The 22,313-nt window shown below is 46.6% G+C and carries 25 protein-coding genes; 3 read left to right on the top strand and 22 right to left on the bottom strand.

All coding sequences use genetic code 11. The annotated features are described in order from the left end of the window. Positions 1 to 18: 18 nt before the first annotated feature. From ACFSVM_RS18670 to ACFSVM_RS18630, 9 genes are all read right to left on the bottom strand, one after another. Positions 19 to 453, bottom strand: coding sequence for a peptidylprolyl isomerase (locus tag ACFSVM_RS18670; RefSeq protein ID WP_076313062.1), 435 nt, complete (start codon positions 451 to 453; stop codon positions 19 to 21). 218 nt (positions 454 to 671) lie between these two features. Beyond that, complete coding sequence (gene lysA / locus ACFSVM_RS18665) at positions 672 to 2,003, bottom strand: diaminopimelate decarboxylase (protein WP_090723933.1); 1,332 nt, start codon at positions 2,001 to 2,003, stop codon at positions 672 to 674. A gap of 150 nt (positions 2,004 to 2,153) precedes the next feature. Then, positions 2,154 to 3,713, bottom strand: coding sequence for a spore germination protein (locus ACFSVM_RS18660; protein ID WP_256209646.1), 1,560 nt, complete (start codon positions 3,711 to 3,713; stop codon positions 2,154 to 2,156). 40 nt (positions 3,714 to 3,753) lie between these two features. Next, the gene (locus ACFSVM_RS18655) at positions 3,754 to 4,176 is read right to left on the bottom strand and encodes a stage V sporulation protein AB (protein WP_076313065.1); all 423 of its coding nucleotides are present in this window, start codon (positions 4,174 to 4,176) and stop codon (positions 3,754 to 3,756) included. A gap of 2 nt (positions 4,177 to 4,178) precedes the next feature. Then, positions 4,179 to 4,823, bottom strand: coding sequence for a stage V sporulation protein AA (locus tag ACFSVM_RS18650; protein WP_090723930.1), 645 nt, complete (start codon positions 4,821 to 4,823; stop codon positions 4,179 to 4,181). A gap of 166 nt (positions 4,824 to 4,989) precedes the next feature. Then, the gene (gene sigF / locus ACFSVM_RS18645; protein WP_047911088.1) at positions 4,990 to 5,745 is read right to left on the bottom strand and encodes an RNA polymerase sporulation sigma factor SigF; all 756 of its coding nucleotides are present in this window, start codon (positions 5,743 to 5,745) and stop codon (positions 4,990 to 4,992) included. A gap of 11 nt (positions 5,746 to 5,756) precedes the next feature. Continuing rightward, a complete protein-coding gene (spoIIAB, locus tag ACFSVM_RS18640) occupies positions 5,757 to 6,212 on the bottom strand; it encodes an anti-sigma F factor (RefSeq protein WP_379263821.1) in 456 nt (151 codons plus the stop codon). Beyond that, positions 6,209 to 6,562: an anti-sigma F factor antagonist gene (gene spoIIAA, locus ACFSVM_RS18635; protein ID WP_047911086.1), complete on the bottom strand. Its 354-nt coding sequence runs from the start codon at positions 6,560 to 6,562 to the stop codon at positions 6,209 to 6,211. Before spoIIAA ends, spoIIAB begins: the two co-directional genes overlap by 4 nt. A 113-nt stretch (positions 6,563 to 6,675) precedes the next feature. After that, a complete protein-coding gene (locus tag ACFSVM_RS18630) occupies positions 6,676 to 7,863 on the bottom strand; it encodes a D-alanyl-D-alanine carboxypeptidase family protein (protein ID WP_379263818.1) in 1,188 nt (395 codons plus the stop codon). A gap of 387 nt (positions 7,864 to 8,250) precedes the next feature. Between ACFSVM_RS18630 and ACFSVM_RS18625 the strand changes: the two genes are divergently transcribed. Then, positions 8,251 to 9,264 (top strand): cation diffusion facilitator family transporter, encoded by a 1,014-nt coding sequence (locus ACFSVM_RS18625; RefSeq protein WP_379263816.1) that lies wholly within the window; start codon positions 8,251 to 8,253, stop codon positions 9,262 to 9,264. A gap of 118 nt (positions 9,265 to 9,382) precedes the next feature. On the opposite strand, the gene ACFSVM_RS18620 is transcribed toward ACFSVM_RS18625, so the two are convergent. The 10 genes from ACFSVM_RS18620 to ACFSVM_RS18575 all read right to left on the bottom strand — a co-directional run bounded on the left by ACFSVM_RS18620 (position 9,383) and on the right by ACFSVM_RS18575 (position 18,318). Then, positions 9,383 to 10,717: a pyrimidine-nucleoside phosphorylase gene (locus tag ACFSVM_RS18620; RefSeq protein WP_090723929.1), complete on the bottom strand. Its 1,335-nt coding sequence runs from the start codon at positions 10,715 to 10,717 to the stop codon at positions 9,383 to 9,385. A gap of 49 nt (positions 10,718 to 10,766) precedes the next feature. Further along, entirely contained in the window at positions 10,767 to 11,624 is an 858-nt protein-coding gene (locus tag ACFSVM_RS18615) for a purine-nucleoside phosphorylase (protein ID WP_256209644.1), read from the bottom strand. Between the two features lie 24 nt (positions 11,625 to 11,648). Further along, positions 11,649 to 12,476, bottom strand: a complete 828-nt coding sequence (locus ACFSVM_RS18610) for a purine-nucleoside phosphorylase (RefSeq protein WP_379263813.1) — start codon at positions 12,474 to 12,476, stop codon at positions 11,649 to 11,651. A 39-nt stretch (positions 12,477 to 12,515) separates the two neighbouring features. Next, a complete protein-coding gene (deoB, locus tag ACFSVM_RS18605) occupies positions 12,516 to 13,709 on the bottom strand; it encodes a phosphopentomutase (protein ID WP_090723927.1) in 1,194 nt (397 codons plus the stop codon). A 55-nt stretch (positions 13,710 to 13,764) separates the two neighbouring features. Then, positions 13,765 to 14,658: a site-specific tyrosine recombinase XerD gene (gene xerD / locus ACFSVM_RS18600; protein ID WP_076313072.1), complete on the bottom strand. Its 894-nt coding sequence runs from the start codon at positions 14,656 to 14,658 to the stop codon at positions 13,765 to 13,767. A gap of 54 nt (positions 14,659 to 14,712) precedes the next feature. Further along, positions 14,713 to 14,955, bottom strand: a complete 243-nt coding sequence (locus tag ACFSVM_RS18595) for a DUF4227 family protein (protein ID WP_076313073.1) — start codon at positions 14,953 to 14,955, stop codon at positions 14,713 to 14,715. A 288-nt stretch (positions 14,956 to 15,243) separates the two neighbouring features. After that, positions 15,244 to 15,705, bottom strand: a complete 462-nt coding sequence (gene fur, locus ACFSVM_RS18590) for a ferric iron uptake transcriptional regulator (RefSeq protein ID WP_047911079.1) — start codon at positions 15,703 to 15,705, stop codon at positions 15,244 to 15,246. A 126-nt stretch (positions 15,706 to 15,831) separates the two neighbouring features. Next, positions 15,832 to 16,449 (bottom strand): stage II sporulation protein M, encoded by a 618-nt coding sequence (gene spoIIM / locus ACFSVM_RS18585; RefSeq protein WP_076313074.1) that lies wholly within the window; start codon positions 16,447 to 16,449, stop codon positions 15,832 to 15,834. A gap of 78 nt (positions 16,450 to 16,527) precedes the next feature. Beyond that, positions 16,528 to 17,733 carry an endonuclease Q family protein gene (locus ACFSVM_RS18580; protein ID WP_090723925.1) on the bottom strand — a complete coding sequence of 402 codons (1,206 nt, stop codon included), beginning with the start codon at positions 17,731 to 17,733 and terminating at the stop codon, positions 16,528 to 16,530. Between the two features lie 3 nt (positions 17,734 to 17,736). Next, complete coding sequence (locus tag ACFSVM_RS18575) at positions 17,737 to 18,318, bottom strand: NUDIX domain-containing protein (RefSeq protein WP_177178668.1); 582 nt, start codon at positions 18,316 to 18,318, stop codon at positions 17,737 to 17,739. Between the two features lie 97 nt (positions 18,319 to 18,415). On the opposite strand from ACFSVM_RS18575, the gene ACFSVM_RS18570 reads away from it, so the two are divergent. Next, the gene (locus tag ACFSVM_RS18570; protein ID WP_143042077.1) at positions 18,416 to 18,583 is read left to right on the top strand and encodes a Z-ring formation inhibitor MciZ; all 168 of its coding nucleotides are present in this window, start codon (positions 18,416 to 18,418) and stop codon (positions 18,581 to 18,583) included. Positions 18,584 to 18,679: 96 nt separating this feature from the next. Here ACFSVM_RS18570 and ACFSVM_RS18565 read toward each other — a convergent pair whose 3' ends face one another. Further along, positions 18,680 to 19,807 (bottom strand): M20/M25/M40 family metallo-hydrolase, encoded by a 1,128-nt coding sequence (locus ACFSVM_RS18565; protein WP_090723923.1) that lies wholly within the window; start codon positions 19,805 to 19,807, stop codon positions 18,680 to 18,682. 139 nt (positions 19,808 to 19,946) lie between these two features. On the opposite strand from ACFSVM_RS18565, the gene prli42 reads away from it, so the two are divergent. Next, entirely contained in the window at positions 19,947 to 20,048 is a 102-nt protein-coding gene (prli42, locus tag ACFSVM_RS18560; RefSeq protein WP_090723921.1) for a stressosome-associated protein Prli42, read from the top strand. Positions 20,049 to 20,162: 114 nt separating this feature from the next. Here prli42 and lipB read toward each other — a convergent pair whose 3' ends face one another. Together lipB and ACFSVM_RS18550 are read right to left on the bottom strand one after the other, a co-directional pair. Beyond that, positions 20,163 to 20,861 (bottom strand): lipoyl(octanoyl) transferase LipB, encoded by a 699-nt coding sequence (lipB, locus tag ACFSVM_RS18555; protein WP_090723920.1) that lies wholly within the window; start codon positions 20,859 to 20,861, stop codon positions 20,163 to 20,165. 68 nt (positions 20,862 to 20,929) lie between these two features. After that, complete coding sequence (locus tag ACFSVM_RS18550; RefSeq protein WP_090723918.1) at positions 20,930 to 22,300, bottom strand: dihydrolipoamide acetyltransferase family protein; 1,371 nt, start codon at positions 22,298 to 22,300, stop codon at positions 20,930 to 20,932. Positions 22,301 to 22,313 lie beyond the last annotated feature (13 nt).

The raw sequence follows: 22,313 nt of genomic DNA, 5'->3' as shown, positions 1-22,313 counted from the left end.
CGTTAGAGAGGCTTCAGCTTAAGCGTCAAATACAGATACGCTCTTCATTTTGTCGCCTTGCTTCACGCCATCAATGTATTCCATACCTTTGATTACTTTACCAAATACAGTATGAACTCCATCCAAATGCGGCTGCGGCTCATACACGATAAAGAATTGGCTTCCGCCTGTGTTTTTGCCGGCATGTGCCATGGAGAGAACACCTTTTTCATGCTTCGTTGTGTTTGTTGCAGTTTCACAGTCGATGGAGTATCCAGGACCGCCTGTACCGTTGCCAACCGGGCATCCGCCTTGAGCTACGAAGCCAGGGATTACACGGTGAAAGCTAAGGCCGTTGTAAAAACCGCTGTTAGCCAGTTTTTCAAAGTTTGCTACTGTATTTGGTGCTTCTTCCGGCAGGAATTGGATTTCTACGGTTCCGCCATTTTCAAGTTCGATAATACCTTTTTTCATGTGCGTCACTTCCTTCAACTATTTTCTAAGGCAGGCCATGATCCATACATAAGCCTTGTCCTTATTTCATGCATCACTATCTGATTGTATCTACTTTGATCTCAATTTGCAATGATTCGAGGTCTGCTGTACAGGAACCGGATCAACTCGAACTAAAAAACACTCCCGTGCTTGCTGTTGATCTAAATTACAGCTTGCCGGGAGTGGATATATACATATTAGCTGTTAATGGTCTGTTTGCTCATTCTTGCCGGGATAATATCGTTACGCACGATATCTTCATGACTTTCACGGCGGACAACGAGATCACTTTCACCGTTCTGCACGAAGACAACGGCTGGGCGACGTATCCGGTTGTAATTGCTGGCCATGGAGTAGTTATATGCACCTGTGCAGGATACAGCCAGGAGATCACCTGTAGCCACCTGAGGAAGGTCCAAATCCCATATCAGCATATCTCCGCTCTCGCAGGCCTTACCCGCAATAGAGACGGTCTCTTCTGTTGCTTCATTAGCACGGTTAGCCAGCATCGCTTCGTACTTGGAATCGTAAAGCGCTGGACGCGGGTTATCTGTCATACCTCCATCCACGGATACATACTTGCGCACACCAGGGATGTTCTTTATTGCACCCACCGTATACAACGTTGTACCGGCTTCCCCTACCATGCTGCGGCCAGGCTCAACCCATATTTCCGGAAGCTCTTCTGCAATTCCTGCAAAATGAAGCTTCACTCCATCTGTGATCGCCTTGACATACTGGGATACCTGAAGTGGTGTATCTCCTTCGAAATAACGGATACCAAAACCACCGCCCAGATTCACAACCGGGAATACCACATTCAGTTTACTCTTCACTTCTTTGGCAAAAGCAGCAACTCGCTCTACTGCCATCTGGAAGCCTTCCACTTCGAAGATCTGGGAGCCAATGTGGGAGTGAAGCCCAAGGAGCTTCAGATTCGGCTGCTTCACAGCCAGTTCAATTGCTTCAAAGGCTGCTCCGTTTCCGATATCAAAGCCAAATTTTGAGTCGGTTTGACCAGTGGAAATATACTCATGCGTATGAGCTTCAACGCCCGGCGTTACCCGCAGCAAAATATTGACCTCTTGATTCTTCTCACCAGCCATGGCTTGGAGCATCTGCAGCTCGATCAGATTGTCCACGACGAAGCAGCCAATTCGGGCATCCAGCGCCATTTCGATTTCATTCGGTGTTTTGTTGTTCCCATGAAAGTGAATACGTTCTGTCGGGAAGCCAGCCTGCAGTGCTGTGTAGAGCTCTCCATCCGAGACGACGTCCAGAGACAGGCCTTCCTGCTCTGCAAGGGTGCACATGGCCGTAACGCTGAACGCCTTGCTAGCATATGCTACCTGAAATTTCAGGCCTGAAGCTCTGAATGCGTCCATATATTCTCTAGCCCGCTTGCGGACAAGTGTTTCATCAACGATATATAGTGGAGTCCCATATTCTTCTTTGAGCTGAACTGTATCGCATCCACCAATTTCGAGATGTCCTGCTTCATTAATTTTGCTAGTACCGTGTAAATACATATTCGCTAGTCCTCCACTTTTCCTGGAATGAAAAAAGATTCCATCGAACTTTTACATCAGTATAGCAGACTCTTGTTTTTGTTAGAAATGGATTATTCGGCAGATCATTTGTATTATATTCATTGTCACAAGCCGGATAGCTGAACAGCATTAAGGCATCCTGGTATTATCCCTAGGCTTGTTAAATGAAGGTCTCTTCTTGCCTGTAAGCACTGGGGAACGAACAAACGTTGCCAACATACCCTTTGCATTAAAAGGTATAAGTGGCCACAGATAGGACGAATTATACGATCGATGCAGCGCGAGTCCAATAATGATCGCAGTGGTTCCAACCACCAGCCCAGGCACTTTAAAGATAGCCACAAGTACTAGAAGAATCAGTCTGACCATACGATTTGCTAATCCCAGCTCATAGCTTGGGGTTGCGAACATTCCGACCGCCGCTACCGCCATGTACAGCAGGACTTCGTTAACGAACAAGCCGGTCTTCACCGCTACATCCCCAATTAAGATCGCTGCAATAAGCCCCATTGCTGAGGCAAGCGGTGTGGGAGTATGAACTGCGGCCATCCGCATCAAATCGATCCCGAACTCCACAATAAGAAATTGCAGAATGATCGGAAGCTTTACATTTTCCTGAGGACCAATAAAGTCCAGGCCCTCCGGTTTCAATCCTGGATCAATAACGAACAGCATCCATAGAGGAAGCAGAAACAACGAGGCTAATATCCCGATGATTCTTATAATTCGCAGATAGGAGCCCATGAACGGGGTCTGTCTGTTCTCCTCAGCATGCTGACACAGATCAAAAAAGGTCGTGGGCATAATCATAACACTAGGAGAAGTATCCACGAACAGGACAACCCTGCCCTCAAGCAAGTGGGAAGCAACCGAATCGGGACGCTCGGAATAACGAACCAGCGGATACGGATGCCAGCCTCGATTAATGATGATTTCCTCCAGCTGCTTATCGGCAAGCGGAATACCATCAATATCAATGCTCTCGATTTTTTTGCGGATCGTCTCAACCTGGACCTTGTCCACAATATCGTCGATATAAGCAAGACACACATCGGTTTTGGTTCTTTCCCCTACACGGAACAGCTCCAGCTTGAATCCAGGATCATGAAGACGTCTGCGGACTAGGGACACATTGGTCAGCATCGTTTCTGTAAATCCGTCTCTAGCTCCCCTGACAACGCGTTCTAACGACGGTTCTTCAGGACCGCGCGAAGGATAGCTACGGGTATCAATGATCAGCGCTGTTGTTTCGCCTTCCACAAAAAAGACGCTCATACCGCTCATTGCCTGGATAAAGGCTTCGCTCAGCTTTGTTACTTTGGATACTTGAATATGGGGGATGTAGAATTCAAAGTATTTTTCCAAGGCGTCGGAAGACAACTCATCCTCAGGTACGTAGGACAGTCTTTTTAAAATTTCAGTCAAAATCGTATCTTTGGTAAGTCCTGTGATGAACAGAAGCCCGGTATGACGTCCACCGAAGGTCATCTCGCGGAAATTGACATCAAAAGTTTCTCCAAACCCCATCACATACTTGAGCGTCTTTCGCAGTACGTCAAAATCAGGATCGATGACATCCTCATTCTGCCAGTACTTAATCGACTCCTCAATGGAATCTGACATTTCTTGTTCCTTTTTTTCCTGGAGCTGCTTCTCTTCCTCGGTCATTTGCTGCGATTCATCTGACATATGTTTGATGTCTCCTCCTTCTGTTGTATGCATGCAGTTGTTATCTGGTGTACACAAACCAATCAAATAATGAACCGGCAACCTTGCCGAACACCATGGCCATTAATAATCCAAATAAATAAGATTTCATACCCAGTCTCTTGGCTAGTATGGGCAGGACGTTCAATACCTCAGTTAAAGCTGCTGCGAGCAAGCCGATAAATATACCGCACAGCAGGCCTACGAATATCGAAATAATCGGAAGACCGTAAACCTTCAAATTCCATAAGTCAGCGACTGTTCCAACGAATGAACCGGCGATCATTGCTCCTTCATAGGCATATGCCTTGTCATATGAGCGTGTAAGCTGGGCTAAGCGCGGGATCATGTCCAGAACGATGAAGAGCGCAATGACTCCGCTCCCCACAGCAATGCCTGATGCTATGCCCAGAACGATGAGTATGCAGCCGTCCAGTACCGTCATCATTATTTCTGTCCCGAATGAGCATGCTCTTTTTTGATTCGTTCGTACTCTTCATTCACTGCATATTGATCCACATTTTGCTGGTAGAGGTACATCTCTACCTCGAGCGGAGTAGGCTCATCATTCCATTTTTTCTTAAACAAATGATTAAAAAATACAGCCATGCCAAAACCGATACCAATCGAGTATGCTGTCTGGAACAAGTAAGGATTCTCATCCCGATATCCCGTCAGCATCTCTACAATTCGTATATGCACTTCCTTCATGTTTACATCCGCGTGAAAGTTCATAATGGTCAGCGCCGAGCCAAAGAACAGCAAGAGCCACACAAGGACAAACAGCGATTTGGACGGCGGCCGATCATGAGGGATCAGCTCGACAAGTGTGTGGCTGCTGCCCAGTGTTTCAATCGTTGCTCCCGGCACAATCTTCTGTATCCGACCAATAATCTGAAGCACATCAACAAGCAGCAGGCTCCCATCCTTTTTCTCTGTCTGCATCAGCTCCGCTTCCAGCACCTTGTCTTCCAAGCCAGGCGGATCTGTAAGCACATGTGCCACATGCCTGATCTTAAGTGTAACGCCAAGCTTCATCTTGATCCGGCTGTGCAGCCTTACATAAATGATAGGAGTGGATGGTGCGGTCATCCTAACCTCACCCCTTTATACTGTGAAATTATTCATAGTATGGAGACTCCTCCGCTTTTCTATTCCTTGGGATTCATATCGAGCTCATCCACAAAAAAAAGAGTCTTTTCTCTGACGAGAAAAAACTCTTACTGCATGATAAATCGTTGTTATATGCACTTTATATTTACTGAGCAATTTGCTCTCGGATAATCTGCAGTATTTTCTTCTCCAGTCTGGACACTTGAACCTGCGATATGCCCAGTCTGGCAGCAACTTCAGATTGCGTCTGATCCTTGTAATACCTGAGGTATACGATCAGCCGCTCCCGCTCAGACAGATTTCCGATCGCTTCATTAAGCGCCATCTTGTCGAACCAACGCTCTTGAGATTCATCGGCAATCTGATCCATCAGCGTAATCGGATCCCCGTCATTCTCAAATACCGTCTCGTGAATGGAAGTTGGAGGCTTATTCGCTTCCTGGGCGAACACAACCTCCTCCGGGGTAATCCCCAGCTCGTCTGCAACCTCCTTGATGGTGGGCAGCCTGTCCAAGTATTTAGAGAGCTCATCCTTCTTCTTGCGAACCTTGTTGGCGGTCTCTTTCAGGGAACGGCTGACCTTCAGCGTCCCATCATCACGCAGGAAACGCTGAATTTCGCCGATAATCATGGGAACCGCATAAGTCGAAAATTTGACATCATAGCTGAGATCAAATTTATCTACTGATTTGAGGAGCCCGATGCAGCCGATCTGAAACAGATCCTCCGGCTCATATCCCCGGTTCATAAACCGCTGAACGACAGACCATACGAGACGTATATTACAATTGACAAGCGTGTCACGCGCCACCTGGTCTCCGCTTTGGGATAGAGCGATAAGACGCTTGACTTCCGCATCCTCCAGATACGTATGTGAAGATTGTTTCGCTTCTGCTTCCATAGGTCCAACCCCTAATTATACAGTGCTTTCTTGGATTCTATCCGTTTCTTCATCATGATCGAAGTACCTCGCCCAGGCTCGCTTACTACTTCACATTCATCCATGAAATTTTCCATTATTGTGAATCCCATACCTGAACGCTCAAGTTCAGGCTTAGAGGTATACAGCGGCTGCTTCGCCAGCTCCAAGTCCTCAATTCCCTGACCTTGGTCTTCAATGACAAGCGTAATCATATCTCCGATAATTTCTGCCTTAATGGTTACGACCCCGGCAGAGTCATTGTTGTAGCCATGAATAATACTATTCGTCACGGCCTCGGATACGACTGTTTTCAAATCGCTCAGCTCGTCCATTGTCGGATCAAGCTGAGAAATAAAGGCTGCCACCGCGACTCTCGCGAATGATTCATTCTCCGACTTGGCTGAAAACTGCAAATTCATAAAATTTGATAGCTGCTCACTGCTCATGAGACCACCTCCAGATCCGAGAGGGCGCTTCCCTCGTTTTCGAACACCGGCATAATTTTGAACAAGCCTGACATTTCAAGCAAACGGTATACAGCAGGATTAGCTCCGGATATGACCATTTTTCCACCTTTATGATGTATCAACTTATAGCGTCCAAGAATGACACCTAGTCCTGAACTGTCCATAAAGTCAAGGTCTTTCAAGCTAAGAATCAGATGCTTGCTGTTCTGTCTTGCAATCGCCTCATCCATCTGTAATCGAACCAGATCTGCTGTGTGGTGATCGAGCTCTCCAGATAATCGTACAATAAGCACTCCGTGTGCATACTCCATACTGACCTGTAAATTCATGCTTGCTCACTCTCCTCCCTGTCATGACCAACCATTTCTACGCCGATTTGCAGCTTTCCTGCACTCCGACAAAACTAGAAGAAAAGTCTCATGAATCAACAAAGCTGCTTATTTTAGCGGAAAAGATCAGAGGTTGTCCGTTTAAAGAGCTTCCAGAAGCTTGCTTTTTCAACGTCCACCGCTGCTGTAATATCAAACTCCTTGAGCACCTTGTTATCCTGAGATACTACAAGCTTGCCCAGCACCTGACCTTTTTTGATCGGGGCCTTGATTTCGGTAGGGACGGTCAGCTGCTGCGTCGTCTCCCCGGCGCTGCCTTTTCTCATCAGCACTCTGTAAGGTACATCAGCCACCAGCTCCAGCTCTTTGATGTTTCCTTTCTCAATATTCACTTTACCGATAACGTCCCCTTGTTTATAAATAGGCTTCATCGTATATTGTGAAAAGGCGTAATCGAACATATTCGACACTTCGCTGTTTCTCGTCTTCGTATTCGGCTCACCCAGCACGACGGCGACGACACGCATACCATCCTTCATTGCTGTGGCGGATAAGCAAAATTTCGCTTCCGAGGTATAGCCTGTCTTTAGGCCATCAGCACCGGTATAGAAACGTACAAGCTTGTTCGTATTCACGAGCCAGAACGGCTTGGCACTGTCTTTTCGCAGGTAGTCCTGATAAGCGCCGGTATATTTGGTAATATCTTTATGTTTAAGCAGCTCTCTGCTCATAATAGCAATATCATGTGCTGAAGAATAATGATTCTCTACCGGGAGACCATTGCAATTGGCAAAATGGGTATCATTCATGCCGAGCTCTTTTGCCCGATCGTTCATCATCTGCACGAATGCTTCTTCAGAGCCGGCAATTTTCTCGGCCATTGCTACGGAAGCATCGTTGCCGGATGCCATGGCAATGCCTTTTAGCATCTCATCCACGGTCATCTCTTCGCCCGGCTCCAGAAAGATCTGAGATCCACCCATGGAAGATGCATATTCACTCGCTCGAACCTTGTCAGTCCACTTCAGCTTACCGGAATCAATGGCTTCCATTGTTAACAGCATGGTCATAATCTTTGTGATACTGGCAGGTGGCAGTTTCTCATGGCCGTTCTTCTCATAAATAATCGTTCCCGTATCCGCATCCAGCATGACCGCTGATTTTGCGTTTTGCGCAAGATCCACTGCCGGGGTTGTCTTCTCCGTTTGCGGCCCTACAGGCTCTTCTGCATATATGCTGCTTGGAACGATCAGTGCGGCCGACAGTATTAAAGCGGTGAGCAGCCTAACTCCTTGATTCATGGCAATATTATCCTCCTCATGTGAATGCTACATTGTAGCTTGATAGCTTGATTCGTTATACTGCTAATCATTGTCGTCAGGAATCCTCCAAATTATTCCTTGTTTGAATCAATTTCATAAATCATTAAAAAGGTAGAATTGAAACTATATATACTCTTGATTGAAGCAGATAAAGGTATTATGAAATTGATTCGTCTGTCTATGAAAAATAGCAGTTCCTTCAATTACAAGATATCGAACGTCACATAGGGGGTAAGTAAGTTTAGATGAACAGCTTCTCTATAGGTACTTTTGCTCTTACATAGAATTACAGGTCATGGGTAAGGTAATTAGATTAACTATCATCTGCAGCACTTATCATAGAAATTTTCACTCGGAGGAATGACGATGAAGCATACACATCAAGATGACCATGATGAGCATCCTGCTCACGAACAGCGTCATCATCATGAACACGATCACAACCATGATCACATCCACAGTCATAATCATAGCCATAATCACAGCCATGGGCCTGGTCATTCTCATATTCATACGAATAATAAAAAGGCTCTTTTGATCTCCTTTTTACTTATCACCGGCTTTATGCTGATTGAAGTGGTTGGAGGACTCATTACACATAGCTTGGCCTTGCTTGCTGACGCAGGACACATGCTAAGCGACGGGATTGCACTGGCACTCGCTCTCTTTGCATTTAAATTTGGTGAGAAATCAGCGAGCAGCTCAAAAACCTATGGCTATAAGCGGTTCGAGATCATCGCGGCCTTTCTGAACGGGATAACCCTGCTTGTCATTTCGGTTTCTATCATTTGGGAAGCGATCCAGCGCTTTGCTGCCCCACCTGAAGTGGCGAGTACGGGGATGCTGACCATTGCCGTGATTGGCCTGATCATTAATGTCATCGTAGCCGTTGTATTAATGACAGGTGGTGATGTCAAAGGAAATTTGAACTTGAGGGGTGCATTTCTCCACGTCCTGGGAGATTTAATAGGGTCAATCGGAGCTATTGCAGCTGGTCTTCTGATGATGTTCTTCGGATGGTCTATTGCCGACCCCATCGCCAGTCTGCTCGTAGCCGTCCTTATACTTGTCAGTGGATATCGAATTACCAAAGATTCCATGCATGTACTGATGGAGGGCAAGCCAGAATCCGTAGATCTAAGTGATATCCGCAGCAAGCTTCTTGGTCTGCCTTGTGTAGTTGAACTTCACGACCTCCACAGCTGGTCAATAACCTCTGATTATACAGCGCTGACTGTTCATCTGGTTGTGTCGAATTCGGCGGATCGAGATCTGCTATTAAGACAAGCTAAAGACATGCTGCGACAGGAATTTCATATCCAGCATTCCACCGTTCAAATCGAAGGGGATCAGAAAATTTGCGACGAAAGATGCAACTGAGTGCTAGATATGAGGAATAGAAATATATCAAAAGAAATGAATGATCAACAGAATTAAAAAGAAGCTGAAGGACAATGATATTGCCCTTCAGCTTCTTTTTATTCGTTATACTTATAAATCATACAAAGCGCTGAACTCCATCCTTCGTCACCAAGGCATAGATCAACGGTTGTTCGGGCACTGGAGCTTCTGAGATCTTGTATGCCTGCTGAAGCTTCTGCTCTGCTTCCTGAAGCTTGCTGTCGCTTCCTTCATTCGCATGAAGCATCGCGATCACCTCTCCAGCCTTGACTGGATCGCCGACTTTTTTGACAAGGGTCACTCCAACCGCATGATCAATGACAGAATCGGTCGTTTCACGGCCAGCGCCGAGCAGCATGGCACTGATTCCAATGGCTTCAGCCTCAATCCCAGCCACATACCCATCCGTTGGAGCCTTCACTTCAATTGTGCGCTTAGCGGTCGGCAGAAGAGATAGATCCTCAATTTGACTTACATCTCCCTGTTGCGCTTTGACCATCTGCTTAAGCTTATCAAGCGCAAGCCCTTGAGATAGAATATCCCGCAATTTCTCGCGAGCTTCCTCAACAGTTTCTGCTTTGCCACCAAGAACCAGCATATGGGATGCCAGGAACAGGCTTACCTCTTCCAGATCCTCAGGTCCATTCCCTTGCAGCGTTTCTACTGCTTCTTTAATCTCCAAGGCATTACCGATGCCATGACCGAGCGGCTGATCCATATCACTGATAACAGCCACCGTTTCACGGCCCACATGGGTTCCGATATCCACCATCGCTTCAGCCAGCTTGATTGAATCATCAAGCGTCTTCATGAACGCACCGCTGCCAGTCTTGACGTCGAGTACAATCGCGTCTGCACCTGCTGCAATCTTCTTACTCATCACTGAACTGGCAATCAGCGGAATTGCATTAACCGTTGCCGTCACATCTCTTAATGCGTACAGCTTCTTGTCTGCTGGAGCCATGTTGCCGCTTTGTCCGATGACCGCGGCCCCCACCTCATTAACCTGCTTGAAGAACTGCTCTTGATCCAGTTCAATCTGAAATCCGGTTATCGATTCCAGCTTATCCAAAGTGCCGCCTGTATGACCTAGTCCACGTCCGGACATTTTAGCAACCGGAACACCAGCTGCAGCCACGAGAGGAGCAAGAACGATGGTCGTCTTGTCACCCACGCCACCCGTTGAATGCTTGTCTACCTTTATACCTGCAATCGGAGACAGGTCCACCTGATCACCGGATTTTGCCATGGCCATCGTTAAATCCCCGGTTTCCTTGGCAGTCATGCCCTGAAAAAAGACAGCCATTGCCCAAGCTGACATCTGATAGTCCGGAATGTCTCCACGGCTGTATCCTTGAATCAGATAGGAAATCTCCTCTGATGACAGTTCCTGTCCATCTCGCTTCTTCTGAATGATATCAACGGCTCTCATACGTCAGATCACACCTTTAGCTGCATTTATTTTTAACAATATCAGTGACTTACACGCGGCTCACAAATGCACGAATTAGTCCAATAAATTTCGGTTTGGTCCGGTTCGCTACAGCGACAACCTGCTCATGCGTCAGCGGCTCAAGCTCTTCACCAATCGCCATATCGGTAATGCAGGAGATACCCAGCACACGCAGTCCCGCATGACTTGCCGCGATGACTTCGCCTACAGTAGACATCCCGATCGCATCCCCGCCAAGCAGAGCAAACATCGTAGATTCTTTAGGCGTTGAGTACGTAGGTCCGCTAATTCCACAATAGACGCCTTCCTGAAGCTCAAGTACGGATCCATCTTCACCCTGTATATCTTTAGCCAGCTCCTTCGCCAGTATGCGATATTCAGGATCGTATGCTGCTGACATATCTGGAAAACGCACTCCCAATTTCGGGTCATTTGGTCCGATGAGCGGGTTAGCACCCGTCATATTGATATGATCAGAGATGAGCATGAGATCTCCTGCCTTGAAGGCACGGTTCATGCCGCCGGCTGCATTCGTTAATACGAGAGTCTGAATACCAAGTCTCTTCATGACATAAACGGGCATAACAACGGTACGCATGTCATATCCCTCATAGTAATGAAAACGCCCTTGCATGATAATAACATCCTTGCCTTCGAGCTGACCGATCACAAAGCGTCCTGCATGTCCTTCCACGGTAGATTTAGGAAAATGCGGTACTTCATCGTAAGGAATATATACGGCATCTTCGATTTGATCGCCCAAATCTCCAAGCCCTGAGCCCAGCACCAAACCGATTTTGGGAGAATATTTGCCCAGCTTGCTTGTTATGTATGCAGCGGCTTCCTCGATATTTCCAGCGTACATCGTCGTATTCACTTGGTTCATTGTCTATTTCCCCTCTTCGTAAATTTACATGTATGGGATCAGTGCCATCACTAATCCAAGGAACTTCCCTTTAACTTGTTCTGCTGTTTCCATAACCTCATCGTGCGAGAGAGGCTGATCCAGAATTCCAGCCGCCATGTTCGTAATACAGGAGATACCCAGCACTTCAATACCAGTATGACGGGCTACAATGACTTCTGCGACGGTTGACATCCCGACAGCATCAGCCCCAAGCTTTCGCAGCATCACAATTTCGGCTGGAGTTTCATAGTTGGGGCCGAGAAGACCTGCGTATACCCCTTCCTGAATGTTAAAGCCCTGTGCTTCAGCTGTCGTTTTAGCCAGGTTACGTAGTCTACCACTATAAGCTTCAGACATATCCGGGAAACGAACACCAAAAGCAGGCTCATTCGGTCCAACCAGCGGATTGCGGCCGGTCAAATTCAGATGATCAGAGATGATCATGAGATCCCCCGCATGATAATTGGTATTCACACCGCCTGCTGCATTCGTCACCAGCATTTTTTCAACGCCGATCTCCTTCATAACTCGAACCGGGAAGGCAGTCACCTCTGGACCGTAGCCTTCATACATGTGGAATCTTCCCTTCATCATGACGACGGGACGGCCCTGTATATTACCAATCAGCAGTTCTCCAACATGCCCTTCAACCGTAGAAACCGGAAAATGAGGTATATCTTCATACGCAATCGCTACCGCATCCTCAATAAGCTCTGCTAAAATACCAAGTCCGGAACCGAGGATCAGCCCGATTTCGGGCATCACACTTGTTTTTTCTTTAATATAAGCTGCTGCTTCTTGTACCATACTTTGGGTTAGAATTTTTACCATTTTGCTAAATAGCCCCTTTTGCTTGATTTTCCATTCTTCTTACTTCAATTGATTCAGGAAGCTCTCCCCATGAAGTGGGGCGGAAGCCCCGAAATTATCGGAGATCGTAGCACCCAGATCCGAATACGTCTCCCGTACTCCAATCGAATCCCCCGGCTGCTTAAGAGCAGGGCTGTAAATAAGAACGGGTACATACTCACGTGTATGATCTGTTCCCCGATGAATAGGGTCGTTTCCATGATCAGCCGAGATGATCAGTAGATCTTCTTCACTGATTCGCTCCATAATCTTAGGGAGCTCCTGATCGAACACTTCCAGTGCACCCGCATATCCTTCCGGATCTCGGCGATGTCCATATAATGAATCAAAATCGACTAAATTCGTGAACAAAAGACCATTGAAATCCCGTTCCAGCTGCTGAATCGTGACTTCAATGCCATGCTCATTGCTTTTCGTCGGATAGGCTTCGGTTACACCTTCACCATCAAAAATATCATTAATTTTGCCAACGGCAATGACATCATACCCTGCACTATGCAGCGCATTCATGACGGTAGGCTCTGGCGGCTTGACTGCATAATCATGTCTGTTAGAGGTACGTTTAAACGCGCCCGGAGCTCCGACATACGGACGTGCAATGACACGCCCCACCGAATGCTCAGGAGCCAGTGTCAGCTTGCGGGCAATCTTGCACGCTTTGTACAGTTCCTCAAGAGGGATGATATCTTCATGAGCGGCAATCTGGAACACACTATCCGCCGAAGTATATACGATCCAGGCCCCGGTTTTCATCTGCTCTTCTCCATATTCATCGAGCACTTCAGTTCCCGAAGCGGGCTTGTTGCAGATGACCTTCCGGCCAGTCTGCTTCTCAAACTCGGTAATCAAATCTTGAGGAAATCCATCAGGATATGTATTAAAAGGCGTGTCAATCTTAAGACCCATCAGCTCCCAATGGCCTGTCATCGTGTCTTTACCTGCCGATACCTCTTTCATCTTGCCATAATAAGCCTGAGGCTCGTCCACTGGACTAAGCGGAGGAATCTCGGCAATATTACCAAGCCCCAATTTCTGCATGTTGGGCAGCTTCACATGGGGAACCTTTTCCAATATATGTCCTAGTGTGTGCGCTCCTTCGTCCCCGAATTCGGGTGCATCCGGCAATGCTCCAATACCAACACTGTCAAGTACGATAAAGCATATGCGTTTGAATCTAGGTTTATCGTTTGTCATGATGTACGTAATACCCCTTTCTCTACTATCAATTCAATCTAATGCCCTGCATCGATTATGCTCTCGGGTGATAATGATCATATACGTCCTTCATATTTCGTTTCACCACATGGCTGTACATTTGGGTCGTTGAAATATCTGCATGCCCCATCATTTCCTGTACCGATCTTAGATCGGCCCCATTCTCCAGTAGATGAGCTGCGAAGGAATGTCTTAACGTATGCGGTGTAATTCTTCCTTCCGCAAGTCCAGCACCTTCAGCGTACTTCTTAATCATCTTCCAGATTCCCTGCCTGGTCAGTCTTGCTCCGTTCGTATTCACGAATAGTGCCTCTTCTTCTCCATTCGCCTTCAACAGCGCACTCCGGGCATGATTTACGTATTCCGCTGTCGCTTGGGCGGCGATCCCTGTTATAGGGATTACCCGCTCCTTGGCACTGTTGCTGCCAGTTCTCAAAAACTTCAGCTGTGGATTTAAATCCTTCACATTAAGCTGTACTAATTCAGAGACTTTAATCCCTGTGGCATACAGCAGTTCTAGCATGGCTTTGTCTCTTGCCCCAGGCGGCGTTGAAGAGTCAGGCAGCGACAGCAGTCTGTCCACTTCTGCAATGGAAAGAATCTTGGGAGGAGACTTCTCTAATTTGGGTGAGTCCAAATGATAGGTCGGATCTTTTTGAACAACGCCCTGATACATTAAATAATGGAAAAAAGATCGGATCGACACCACATTACGAGCAATTGTTGAAGCTGCCTTCTTCTGCTTCTTCAAATATCCCATGTATAGGACAATTTGGTTGCGGGTAACATCCTGAGCCTGTGTAATCTGTTCCTTATCCATATACCCAATAAATTGCTCTATATCACGTCTGTAGGATTCCAGTGTACTTAAGGAAGACCCCTTGTCCTCCTGTAAATAATTCATGTAAGGCTGCACATAATTCCTCATCGGCTTTATTACGCTCCCTTACTACAAATTTTCATTATGACTTAGATCATCACCTTATTCACCATACCAATAGAAGAAGCGCAGACGTTCAAGCATACTTGTCTTCTCCATAACAAGGCCTGTGCCTTCCTCATGATGAAACACTTTAAGTGCATTTCCCTCTGGAATTTTGTAGTGATCCACAGGTGTAATCCATCCAGAAAATAAATTGAACACATTATAGAACATGTATACAAGTGCAGCAAATACAATAAGAAATCGAACGAGTCGAAACATTCTGCGGAGTGAAAAAATCATGAATTATCCCGCCTTTCATTCACGTCTTGTCCTTTACTCACACGGATAGTCTTCCCAGCCTACACTCATGCTATGTCTAGGCTATGACCGATTCGCATGCTTTATGACGGCCGTGAAATTTCAAGGCAAACCAGGCTTGATATCACTCTATCTCCATCTTACCTAACGGCAAACTAAATGTATATCTTTAGAATAGAAGCTTCCCACATATTTATGAATAAGAACGCTAAAAAGCTCCCCCGAACAAAAGCCGGTGAGAGCTTGTCTGATTATCTGCTAGTCTTTATGTTATTGATTAGGCTTCTGGTCGTTCTTGTCTTTACAGCGGAAACATATCCCCTGAAAATCAAGCCTATGGTCGAGAACTGTAAAATTAAACTCACGTTCCAGGCGTTCTTCAAGCGGTCCCAGCCAATCTTCGCGTATCTCATCCATGCTGCCGCATTGAACGCATATCAAATGGTGATGATGATGCTTGTTCGTATCACCGCGCAAATCATAGCGTGCTACTCCGTCACCAAAGTTAATCTTCTCAACGACATGCAGCTCATTTAGCAGCTCAAGGGTTCGATATACGGTAGCAAGACCGATTTCGGGAGCTTTTTCCTTGACGAGCATAAACACGTCTTCTGCGCTCAAGTGATCTTCTTCATTTTCTAGCAAGACTCTTACCGTGGCTTCCCGCTGGGGCGTTAATTTATAGCCTTGGGATTGTAACTGCTGCTTTATTTTCTCGATTCGTGCTTCCATCTTCTCCCTCCCCCTAGGAAATCACTGCATCATGATCGAAAACTCACTTGTATTATTATAGGGTCTCATCTTTAATAAAGTCAACTATATCAAGCGATGAGAGAGAGGGCTGTTCAACTTGTCACATTATACGAACAGAGGTGCAACCCACTGCATAAGGAGAGGCGTTACCCAAGTCTCAAAAGATGAAATAGCAAGCATTAATCCGGCCATGGCAATCGTTAGCCCGATATAGCTGGTCAGCGGTCGCTTGACACCGCGGCTTCTGTTCATGAAGAAACGGCTCTTGATCATATGAAGCGAGAAGGTGATCGCTGCCACACTGCAAATAAGAATGACAGGTATGATGAACAGATTATGCGGTGCTACAGAGACCATGGCGAGAAGAAGGCCTTTCCAGGAATACTGACCCACCATGTAGCCGACAGTAAATCCGATAAGAACCCCTTTTAGAAAATCCAATATTAGTATACCCGGTAGTCCGATAACGGACAGACCCAGCACCCAGATCAGACCAACCCACTTTAAATGAAGCATCGCAATATCCATATATGTGCTGCCTGAACTATTTCCTTGATTCATCATCACAAAAAAGTTGTCCAGATACCCTGCCAGGTCTTGCTGCTGATCAAGGGTTAGCGCACCCACCATTAATGCACCAAAAATGACCCCGACTAAAAACAGAACGGCGACAAATACATAGAGCGGAGTTTGATCCCGGAAAGTATGCTTGAGAAATAACATGGTTAAGGTCGTCCCCTTTCTCATTACATACCTTACACTATGAAATTGTCCGTTACTCTATGACTCTAATAATCAAATCTACAGAGAGACTCTTCCATAGGTTCCTCCGCCGCCAGCGGATAGACCAAGCTCACCATTCCTTGCCCGAACGATAAGTCCGGCTAATTCGTTACCCACGATGCTTGCCAGATCCAGCTCGGATACACGGTGCAATATGGCCATCTCAGAACCAAAGGCCTCAATCAGCATTCGGAGCTTCACCTTTCCAAGACCAGGTATGAACTCCAGAGGCACCTGATAGTGATAGGGTGGTCTATGTTCAGACACTAGAGGGATTTCACGATCCGAGATCGACAGGACACGATCCAACACCCCGTGTATCAACTTCATGCTTCCGCAATAGGGGCATCGGTCTTCTGAGATTTGCTCTTCATCTAATATGCTGCTGCAGAGCGCACAGTAAGTTCTGTGATATTTGCCAAGGCGCGGATTAAGTCCGTAGTTTGCTTTAATTCTGCGTCCCGCTTGTGACTGAAGTGCCAGCTTGAATTCATCGAATGATGCTTCGGCCATAGCCAGTTCATTGTACTCTCTGCCAATCTTGGCAAGGGAGTGCGCATCCGAATTCGTCAGGAAAGGATATCGGTCCAGTTCACTAATATAACCAGCCATTTCAGTATCGCTGCTAAGTCCCAGCTCCACGGCAGAGATCAGGCTTAAATCAAGCACCTCTTCCATCCGAGGGGCCGTACTCCCGTAGATTCCTTTGTGTGGAGTGAAAATATGTGCAGGGACAAATAGGCCGCCGCGGGATATGATCTCTCGCTGTAATTCCAGTGCCGGTACGTACACACGCTGAGAGCTGAGATTCACATTTTTCATATAGCGGGAAAGATAGTCTGTGAAGGATTCCATATCCTTCAAGGTTCTGAAATAGGCGAGAAGATGGAACTCTTTCCGCCCCGGCTCTCTCACCTCCAGCTCAGTTCCCAGCAGGATAACTGTACCCTTATAACCAATTCCTCCGCCATTCATCTCTGTCATTTCACCTGAATCCAGCGCCTCTCTAATATCCCGCTGAACGACAGGAGAATGGGCATCAATAATACCAATTAAGTCGATCCCCTTGCGCTCAGCTGCCTCTTTGGCAATGCCCACAAAGGTCAGATCACGGCTTCCACTAATTTTCACTGCATCACCATAACGGGTTCTTCCGATATGAATATGAAGATCAGCGTAGAATGTAGACAGCGCAGGATCCGTCTTTATTACGTTCTGATTCATGAGTTATATCTTCCCTGTCAGCTGATATAAGTGCCATGCATATACCGCAATAATCGTCTTGGCATCACTGATGCGGCCTTCCCGGATCAGCTCATAGGCTTCATCCAATGTCACCTCGATCACTTCCAGGAATTCATCCTCATCCAGCTGCATACGGCCTGCCTCAAGATGATCTGCCATAAATAAATAGATGACCTCATCTGCAAAGCCTGGTGAAGTATAAAACGCCGGCAGCGGTTTGAGCTCCTGAGCATGATACCCTGTCTCTTCCCTCAGCTCTCTTCCAGCTGCTTCCATCGGGTCTTCTCCAGGATCAAGCTTGCCTGCCGGAATTTCAACCTGCGTCCTGCCAAGCGCTTGCCGGTACTGATCTACAACAAGCATCTTATCCCCCTTGAGCGCAAGTACAGCGACAGCCCCAGGATGCTTAATAATCTCACGTGTTCCGGTCTGTCCATTTGGCAGCTTTACGGTGTCTACCTGGAGTGAAATGATCTTGCCGTCAAAAATTTCTTTGCTTGAAATGGTTTCTTCTACCAGTGCGGGATTCGATGTCGGGTGTTTCAAGTACGGATTTGATTTCAAAATAAAGACCTCCTCTGGCGTTAAATCATGTGTATAGTTTAAAGGCGGTGGGCATACGGTGTAATAATAACCCTAATTTGAAGGAGTGGCCCACCTTATGAAGAGCTATAAAACAAATAATGGCTTGTTTATGATTGGACAAGCAGATCAAATAAAAAAGACACTTAATCATTGGATTATAGATTACGGACCTGAAACCCATCTCAAAGAGCTCATGAAGGGCAGACAAGACGTTCCCCCGCTTATACAAACGATTAAGAAGTGATCGGAGCTATCCCGAGAACCTGAGTTTTCTCGAATACTTTCAAAAAGGCCTGGAAGGAAATATTCCTATCCAGACCTGCATGAACAAAAAAATGGATTAACGTTTAGCTGCTTCCTGCACGATGGATACAACAACCTTCGCTGCATCAACAAGGCTGCTTACCTTAATTCGTTCGTTTGTCGTATGGATATCCTCATAGCCCAAAGCAAGATTGACGGTTGGAATTCCAAATCCATTGAAGATATTGGCATCGCTGCCGCCGCCGGATGGGAAGGTTTCCGGCTTCAACCCAGTGCTCTCGATTGCAGCAGCAGCGAGCTGTACTACCTCATCTTGTTCCGTCAGCTTAAATGCAGGATAAGCAATTTCGCTCTCAAATACGCCTGTTGCACCATACTCACGGCAGGTATTAAGCAAAGATTCGCGCATGTGCTCCACCTGCTGCTCTACTTTACTCTGCACAATGCTTCTCGCTTCGGCAGCAATCTCCGCATAATCGCACACAACGTTCAGCGGGCCGCCCCCCGAGAAGCTGCCAATATTAGCGGTTGTTTCATGATCGATACGCCCCAGCTTCATGGCCGCTATGGATTTAGCAGCGACTTGAATGGCGCTGATTCCATCCTCCGGATTAACGCCGGCGTGCGCGGATTTGCCCGTGATCTTCATTTTGATCTGAGCCCTAGCCGGTGCAGATACACATATACCGCCTACTTCTCCAGTGGAGTCCAGAGCAAAGCCCAGCTCCGCGTCAATTGCATCTCGCTCCATGCCTCTTGCTCCAATAAGACCCGATTCTTCTCCAACTGTAATGACGAATTGAATCTGTCCGTGAGGAATTTCATTTTCCTGAATGACGCGAATCGCTTCAAACAAGGCAGCAATTCCGGCCTTATCATCAGCGCCGAGAATGGTCGTTCCATCGCTGCGAATATAACCATCTTCGGATACGACAGGTTTAATGCCTACACCAGGAGCTACCGTGTCCATGTGACAGGTAAAAAATATGTTCGGTGCTGACTGCACGCCTTGTGCCTTCCATGTCACAATCAGATTACCGGCTCCATGTCCTGTACGCTCTTTAGATTGATCCTCTGCGACTTCAAGTCCCAGCTTACTAAATTTGTCTGTCAACACTTTGGCTATGTTTTGTTCATGTGTAGTAACACTGTCCACCTGGACAAGCTCAATAAATTCTTCCACAATCCGTTCCTGTTTAATCATGGTTAACTTCCCTTCTTCAATGACTTCCACAACAAGTGCAGATACGTTACAATAGACTTTATTATACGAATCAATTTCATAATAACAAAATATATGAAAACAGATTCACAACATTCAATTTATAAAGGAGCTTTAATGAATGCAGCAGAAAAAATGGTTCAAAATCATTGTCTATCTCATGCTCATTGCTATGATTGCATCTACTCTATTGATTGTTATTGAGCCTCTATTATATGGATAATCAATACCGAGTTGCTCATTAGAAAGCTTTCTTCTCGTACTCAGGGGAAGAGAGCTTTTTTATGCGAATTCATAAAGTACAGCGTACAGACCCGTCTTGCCTTCCATTATTCCATCATTTTGAAGCCATCACCGGCATCCAAGCCGGCTTGAATGAAAACAAGCTTGCAAAGATGGACACCAGCTCATTCGCTACATTCTCGACGGAGAACATCCGGCCTGTGCAATCCTCGAGCGAAGTGACACCGTACTCTTCAATTCCGCAAGGAATAATACCCGAGAATCCCTCATGCTGAATCCCTGACTTGATATTAAATGCAAAACCATGACTTGTAATAAAGCCTCTGGTCCGTCTACTGCGATTGAATTTAACGCCGATTGCACATATTTTCTGGTTGTCCACCCATACTCCTGTATACTGCTCCTTACGTTCTGCTTCAATTCCAAATCGGCTTAAATACTGAATGATGACTTCTTCAAGCAGCCGCAGATAACCATGCAAGTCAACAGCCTCTTCTCGACCGAGTCGAAGTATGGGGTAACCTACCAGTTGTCCGGGTCCATGATATGTAATATCGCCGCCGCGATCGATTTGAAAAAGAGTAATGCCTCTGTCTGCAAGCTCCTCCGGGCTGTATAACAAGTGCTCTGGGTGACGCTGTGTTCCGATCGTATAAGTCGGTGGATGCTGCAAGAGCAGCAGATGTTCCTGCTGCTCCTCTTCATCCAGCTCTTTAACGAGCTTTTTCTGCAAATTCCAAGCCTCTTCGTAATCCATCAATTCTGTGTAGCTCACAACAAGCGGTCTGCTCATGCGCATATACACCCTTTCGAGAAAAATTACGTTCCGGGATTGCTGCTGCAAAAGTCTATAATTACAAATTAATAAAGCTTTGTTTCGAGCGAATAGCCCTCTAAATTTTCTTTGACCCGCTGCAGGAAACGACCGGATATGACTCCGTCCAGAATTCGATGATCCAGCGATAAACAGAGATTGGCCATCGAACGTACCGCAATCATGTCATTAATGACCACAGGCCGCTTCACAATGGATTCGAAGGTCAGAATGGCTGCCTGCGGATAATTGATAATCGGATAGGACAGAATCGATCCGAAGGATCCTGTATTATTGACCGTAAAGGTTCCTCCCTGCATATCATCCAGCTTCAATGTACCTTCTCTCGTTCTTCTCGCCAAATCGTCAATTTCGTGAGCGAGTCCTGCAATATTTTTCGTATCTGCACGCTGAATGACCGGTGTCATGACGGAATCTTCCGTTCCTACCGCCAGAGCTATATTGATGTCTCGCTTCACAATAATCTTATCCACTGCCCATACCGAGTTCATAATCGGATAATCCTTGATTGCGTTAACGACTGCTTTGAGCAAAAATGACAGGTATGTCAGGTTAATGCCTTCACTGCGCTTGAACTCGTCCTTCAGTTTGTTGCGAAGAGTTACCAGGTTGGTCACATCCACCTCAATCATCGTCCAGGCATGCGGAATCTCAGAGACGCTCTGACGCATATTCCGGGCGATCGCGTTGCGTACAGGTGTAACATCAATATACTGCTCAGCTCTGCCTTGAGGGAAGCCTTCCATCTCGATTTTCGGAATCTTAGGTGTCTCGGACAAATGGATCCCTGAATGACGAACAGGCATAGCCTGCTCAGCCGCATACCCGGTTGCATCGGCAGCTGAACGCATATCCTCTTGCTGGGTGGACCCTCGATCCACATGATTTGAGATCACCGCCTGCTGATTCCGATGCGCACCTTCTTGAATATAGCGCAATACATCCTTGCGAGTAATTCTGCCATTCATTCCTGTTCCAGGCACATCCTTCAGATCCAGACCGTGCTCTGCTGCAAGGCTCTGTACTGCAGGGGAGTATCGGCCGCGCATCGAACCGTCTGCATCTTGAGGTTCGGATTCCGATGCTGCAGTACTGCTGCTCTCATGGGTTGAGGAATCTGCGACGATTCCTGTTCCTGCCGCCGCGTGAACCTCCATACGGCAGATCAGCTCACCCACAGCCACCGTTCTTCCTTCCTCAGCTGCAATTTCGCCCATAATTCCTTCGACGGTTGAAGGAATTTCTGCATTAACCTTATCTGTAATGACTTCGCAGATCGGTTCATATTGCTCCACAGGATCGCCTGGCTTCTTCAGCCATTTTGCAATGGTCGCTGACACTAATGATTCAGCCAGCTGAGGCATTACGATTTCAATCCATTTTTTTTGTCCTGCCATATTGTTTCACTCC

Source organism: Paenibacillus shunpengii (assembly GCF_042684905.1).
Taxonomy (GTDB): Bacteria; Bacillota; Bacilli; order Paenibacillales; family Paenibacillaceae; genus Paenibacillus; species Paenibacillus shunpengii.
The sequence above is the reverse complement of the archived record's forward strand: the minus strand, read 5'-3'. Positions and strand labels throughout refer to the sequence as shown.

Excerpts from the sequence above, each read along its gene's own strand:
- fur (WP_047911079.1), bottom strand. The coding sequence starts at position 15,705 with ATGGAAGCACGAATCGAGAAAATAAAGCAGCAGTTACAATCCCAAGGC.
- xerD (WP_076313072.1), bottom strand. The coding sequence starts at position 14,658 with ATGAGGAATTATGTGCAGCCTTACATGAATTATTTACAGGAGGACAAG.
- ACFSVM_RS18570 (WP_143042077.1), top strand. The coding sequence starts at position 18,416 with ATGAAGAGCTATAAAACAAATAATGGCTTGTTTATGATTGGACAAGCA.
- ACFSVM_RS18655 (WP_076313065.1), bottom strand. The coding sequence starts at position 4,176 with ATGACGGTACTGGACGGCTGCATACTCATCGTTCTGGGCATAGCATCA.
- spoIIM (WP_076313074.1), bottom strand. The coding sequence starts at position 16,449 with ATGTTATTTCTCAAGCATACTTTCCGGGATCAAACTCCGCTCTATGTA.
- ACFSVM_RS18630 (WP_379263818.1), bottom strand. The coding sequence starts at position 7,863 with ATGAATCAAGGAGTTAGGCTGCTCACCGCTTTAATACTGTCGGCCGCA.
- sigF (WP_047911088.1), bottom strand. The coding sequence starts at position 5,745 with ATGGAAGCAGAAGCGAAACAATCTTCACATACGTATCTGGAGGATGCG.
- ACFSVM_RS18660 (WP_256209646.1), bottom strand. The coding sequence starts at position 3,713 with ATGTCAGATGAATCGCAGCAAATGACCGAGGAAGAGAAGCAGCTCCAG.
- deoB (WP_090723927.1), bottom strand. The coding sequence starts at position 13,709 with ATGACAAACGATAAACCTAGATTCAAACGCATATGCTTTATCGTACTT.
- ACFSVM_RS18610 (WP_379263813.1), bottom strand. The coding sequence starts at position 12,476 with ATGGTAAAAATTCTAACCCAAAGTATGGTACAAGAAGCAGCAGCTTAT.
- ACFSVM_RS18620 (WP_090723929.1), bottom strand. The coding sequence starts at position 10,717 with ATGAGAGCCGTTGATATCATTCAGAAGAAGCGAGATGGACAGGAACTG.
- ACFSVM_RS18615 (WP_256209644.1), bottom strand. The coding sequence starts at position 11,624 with ATGAACCAAGTGAATACGACGATGTACGCTGGAAATATCGAGGAAGCC.
- ACFSVM_RS18580 (WP_090723925.1), bottom strand. The coding sequence starts at position 17,733 with ATGAATCAGAACGTAATAAAGACGGATCCTGCGCTGTCTACATTCTAC.
- spoIIAB (WP_379263821.1), bottom strand. The coding sequence starts at position 6,212 with ATGAGCAGTGAGCAGCTATCAAATTTTATGAATTTGCAGTTTTCAGCC.
- lysA (WP_090723933.1), bottom strand. The coding sequence starts at position 2,003 with ATGTATTTACACGGTACTAGCAAAATTAATGAAGCAGGACATCTCGAA.
- ACFSVM_RS18550 (WP_090723918.1), bottom strand. The coding sequence starts at position 22,300 with ATGGCAGGACAAAAAAAATGGATTGAAATCGTAATGCCTCAGCTGGCT.
- ACFSVM_RS18650 (WP_090723930.1), bottom strand. The coding sequence starts at position 4,823 with ATGACCGCACCATCCACTCCTATCATTTATGTAAGGCTGCACAGCCGG.
- prli42 (WP_090723921.1), top strand. The coding sequence starts at position 19,947 with ATGCAGCAGAAAAAATGGTTCAAAATCATTGTCTATCTCATGCTCATT.
- ACFSVM_RS18565 (WP_090723923.1), bottom strand. The coding sequence starts at position 19,807 with ATGATTAAACAGGAACGGATTGTGGAAGAATTTATTGAGCTTGTCCAG.
- lipB (WP_090723920.1), bottom strand. The coding sequence starts at position 20,861 with ATGAGCAGACCGCTTGTTGTGAGCTACACAGAATTGATGGATTACGAA.
- ACFSVM_RS18625 (WP_379263816.1), top strand. The coding sequence starts at position 8,251 with ATGAAGCATACACATCAAGATGACCATGATGAGCATCCTGCTCACGAA.
- ACFSVM_RS18670 (WP_076313062.1), bottom strand. The coding sequence starts at position 453 with ATGAAAAAAGGTATTATCGAACTTGAAAATGGCGGAACCGTAGAAATC.
- ACFSVM_RS18595 (WP_076313073.1), bottom strand. The coding sequence starts at position 14,955 with ATGATTTTTTCACTCCGCAGAATGTTTCGACTCGTTCGATTTCTTATT.
- spoIIAA (WP_047911086.1), bottom strand. The coding sequence starts at position 6,562 with ATGAATTTACAGGTCAGTATGGAGTATGCACACGGAGTGCTTATTGTA.